Source organism: Porphyromonas pasteri (assembly GCF_014647755.1).
In the GTDB taxonomy this organism is placed as follows: Bacteria; Bacteroidota; Bacteroidia; order Bacteroidales; family Porphyromonadaceae; genus Porphyromonas; species Porphyromonas pasteri.
In genome coordinates this window covers 1-3,628 of the sequence record NZ_BMPU01000007.1, presented here as the reverse complement: position 1 = coordinate 3,628, position 3,628 = coordinate 1, and the positions used below count along the sequence as shown (strand labels likewise).

Below are 3,628 nucleotides of genomic sequence, written 5' to 3'. Positions count from 1 at the left end.
CCTTTCTGGAGTTCTGAAAATGGGCTTTAGTATAGTTAGTGTAGTATGTACGTAAGAGATGAGTTAGGTGGTTTTTCTGAATGTGCGTACTCGCTTCTGCTGTCGATATCTTTTCTTCTCACCCATCGCGAGGCGGTGACTGGCTATCCAGCTGGTCACCGCCTCGCTTCGTTATATCCCTGCCTATTACCGAGGAATACTTCTGGATGCTTGGCGACTTTCTCGCATCTCTTTCCTTCTAAGTGTATCCTACATTGTGACGTCGTTGTCGCAGTGTAGGGTTCTTTATACATTAGGTATCACTATAATCAATATTCAGCTCATGATATACGCATATATACGAGTCAGCAGTGACAAGCAGACGACGGAGAACCAGCGTTACGAACTTCAGCGTTTTGCTATGCATGAACGACTTCATATTGACCGCTGGATAGAAGAGACTGTTTCTGGCGGGCGCAATTATCGAGAACGCGAGCTGGGGGCATTGCTTGATCAGGTTGGTGAAGGAGATATGATCCTGTGTAGTGAACTTAGTCGTCTGGGGCGTAGCCTCTTTATGGTTATGGATATCCTCAGTCTATGTATGCAGCGGCGGTGTACTGTTTGGACAGTCAAGGATGGCTACCGCCTGGGAGAGGATGTGACAAGTAAGGTACTTGCTTTTGCCTTTGCTCTCTCGGCGGAAATCGAGCGGAAGCTGATTGCTCAACGTACCCGGGATGCCCTTGCTCGACTGCGAGCTCAGGGGAGAAGGCTTGGTCGGCCAAGAGGAAGCCAGGGCAAGCACCTGAAGCTGTCTGGATGTGAAGCAGAGATTTGCCATTTGCTTGCTTTGGGAAAGACGAAGAGTGCTATTGCACAGAGTCTCGGTGTTAGCATCCCGACGCTGAGGCTCTTTATCCAGCGGTACCAGCTGATGCCCGAGTCGGGCACTCAAGACTCAGTGGGAAGAATTAAGGAACATTTTTCCTTCACATAAAGTGCGGCTATCGAATTGCGAGATAAATAGCGGACAAAAAGGGTATTTGTCTATTGATTAAGTGCACGGTTACGGGGAGGTAAGCGCGAAGATTTAGGCTTCTATATTTGTTGCTGGATGTCAATGCTTGGCATTCTATTAATAACATTTAAACCGTGTTGGATATGAAGAAAACATTTACACCAGCGCTACTCCTTGGATTGCTTATCCTCGGAACCTCAGTTACTTCTTGTAAGAAGAATGACGTAGACCTTACGCCTTACGAGCGACAGATTGCCGAGGGTAAGAAGAGTCTGAGCGATCTCCAGGCTACGCATGCAAAAAGCCTTGCAGATCTTAAGGCTGCTCAGGAGAAGGTCACTAAGCTCGAAGCCGATCAGAAGAGCCTCAATGAACGTATCGTAACTCTCGGCGAGCAAGTCAAGGCAGCACAAGGCAAGGAACAGGAAGCAGCTGCAAAGCTTGCTGAAGCTACGGCAAAGCTTGAAGCCGAGAAGACTAATCACGAGCTGACTATAGCTCGTGCTGAGAAGGCTGAGGCTAAGAACAAGGAGCTTGAAGCTCGTATCGCTAAGCTTGAAGAAGAAAATAAGCTTCTTGAAGAAGGTAAGAAGGTTGATAAGGCCGATCTCGCTACTGTCCGTAAGGAGCTGGAAGAGGCTAAAAAAGAACTTGCTAACCTTAAGGAAGAGCTTGCTCAGCTCCGTCGTGAGAAGCTTGATGCTGAGAAGAAGCTCGTAGAAGTAACTAAGCAGCTTGAGATCAAGCAGGCTGAGCTGGCTAAGAGTCAAGCTGCACTTGCTGAGCTAAAGCTCTCTCTAAAGGAGCAGGCTGCTGCTGCAAATGATGCACTGAAGGCACTGGAGCGTCAGACAAAGATCGCTACAGAATATGCTAAGGGCAAGACTGATGACTACAATAGTAAGCTCGCTGAGCTGAACAAGGTTAAGGCTGAGATCGCAAAGCTTCAGGCTCAGGAAAAGGCTAAGACTAGTGCCGAAGTTGAGCCTCTCAAGAAGCAGCAGGAAGAGCTTGAAGCTCAGCTGAAGGCCCTCCTTGCTCCAGTTGAAGCTCTCAAGAAGCAGTACCAGAAGGCTATCGCTACTCGTGAAGGTGCCGCCAAGAGTCTTGAGACTGCAAAAAGCATCCAGTCTGAGAACGCAAATCGCCTTGCAGAGCAGCAGAAGGATGCAGAGGCAGCAGCCAAGCAGTTAGAGGTGCAAAAGAAGGCTCTCGAGGATGCAAAGGCTTCCGGTGACAAGCATGCCATCGATCAGGCTCAGAAGGCTCTTGATGCTTTCCGTCCTCTTGCAGAGAAGACCATTGCACTCGGCAAGGAAGCTAAGGCTGAAGAAGCAAAGAATAAGAAGGCTGTCGAGGATGCTGATAAGGCGCTTCGTGATGCTCGATTCGCAGAAGCTCAGGCTGCAGCTAAGGCTCAGGAGGCTGAGGATAAGATCCGTGTAGAGAAGAGCAAGCTCGAGAAGAAGATTCAGGATAAGATCGCAGAAATCAAGGTGCTGAATGCTCAGCTCGCTGAAATCAGCAAGCAGCGTATTGCTCTCGAAGCAAAGGCGAAGGAACTTGATGTCGTCGTTACTGCAGCTAAGCAGGTGAAGGATGCAGCTGATCAAGACCTGAAGGATCTGGAAGAGTCAATCGCTAAGCTCAAGAAGATCATCGCTAAGCTCCTGGAGCTCGCTAAGTAATAAGCTCTCTCCAATAAGTATAGTCTCCTCCCTGCTCCGAATAAAATAGGAGTAGGGAGGAGGCTTATTTGTATAGCGCCCCGCTGCTTGGCTACACACAGCCAGCAGCGGGGCGCCTACTATATATAGGTAGTGAAAACGACCAGTACTGGTCGGCTGTCGGACCAGTACTGGTCACACGACGAAGTAGTACTGGTCACTAATAGCAACCAGTAGTGGTTGGAGTGGTGACCAGTACTGGTTGCTTTCTACTCTGCGGAGGGGTAGTGGGAAGGCTGCCTTTAGTAGGGTGGTGTGATTCTATATTGGTCGGCAGGTGAACCTATATAGGTCACGAAAGCAATCTATATTGGTCGGAGCACCGATCTATATAGGTTTGCCCGCCGACCAATATAGGATGATATCCCTTTTGCCGATATGTATTGAGTGGGGTAGGGGAGTATGCGGGAGCTTTTCCCTTCCCGTGCGCCTTTCATCCCCCGCAAATGCTGCGCCTCCCTATATCGCTACACAGCTGCCAGCTGCCCTATTCACCCTTCATTCCCCCGCCAAGCGGACCTCTTCCCCGCTCAACTCCCTCCTTCTTCTCCCAGAAAAGCACCCATCTCCCCCAAGAGAATGAAATTTTTTTGCCCCTTGTAACTCTCTTGCTTATGGGGAAATGAATGCAACTCAACGGGCGGTGTTGAGAAATATTTTGCGGTAAGATTTGGTTCGTATTTAGTTTTTGCTCTATCTTTGCAACCGCAAACGAGAAACGAACCGCCTCGAAGAAGCGCTGACCCGAGCGAGGGTAGCTGAGGAGAGGGAAGGCAGACGTTAGCGAAGACGATATAAGTAAGGTGACTTACTTATGATTGACTCAAAAGAGGTGTCACAAGGTTAACACCAGCGGCCCTCTTAGCGATCATTGACATACTTGATAAAAACAAACGAGAAA

Annotated in this window: 2 protein-coding genes; both read left to right on the top strand. The window is 49.0% G+C overall.

The window, feature by feature from the left end; translation table 11 throughout:
• Nucleotides 1-322: 322 nt before the first annotated feature.
• Nucleotides 323-979 (top strand): master DNA invertase Mpi family serine-type recombinase, encoded by a 657-nt coding sequence (locus tag IEX77_RS08430; protein WP_188808534.1) that lies wholly within the window; start codon nt 323-325, stop codon nt 977-979.
• 164 nt (nt 980-1,143) lie between these two features.
• Nucleotides 1,144-2,688: a coiled-coil domain-containing protein gene (locus IEX77_RS08425; RefSeq protein ID WP_188808533.1), complete on the top strand. Its 1,545-nt coding sequence runs from the start codon at nt 1,144-1,146 to the stop codon at nt 2,686-2,688.
• Nucleotides 2,689-3,628: the final 940 nt, after the last annotated feature.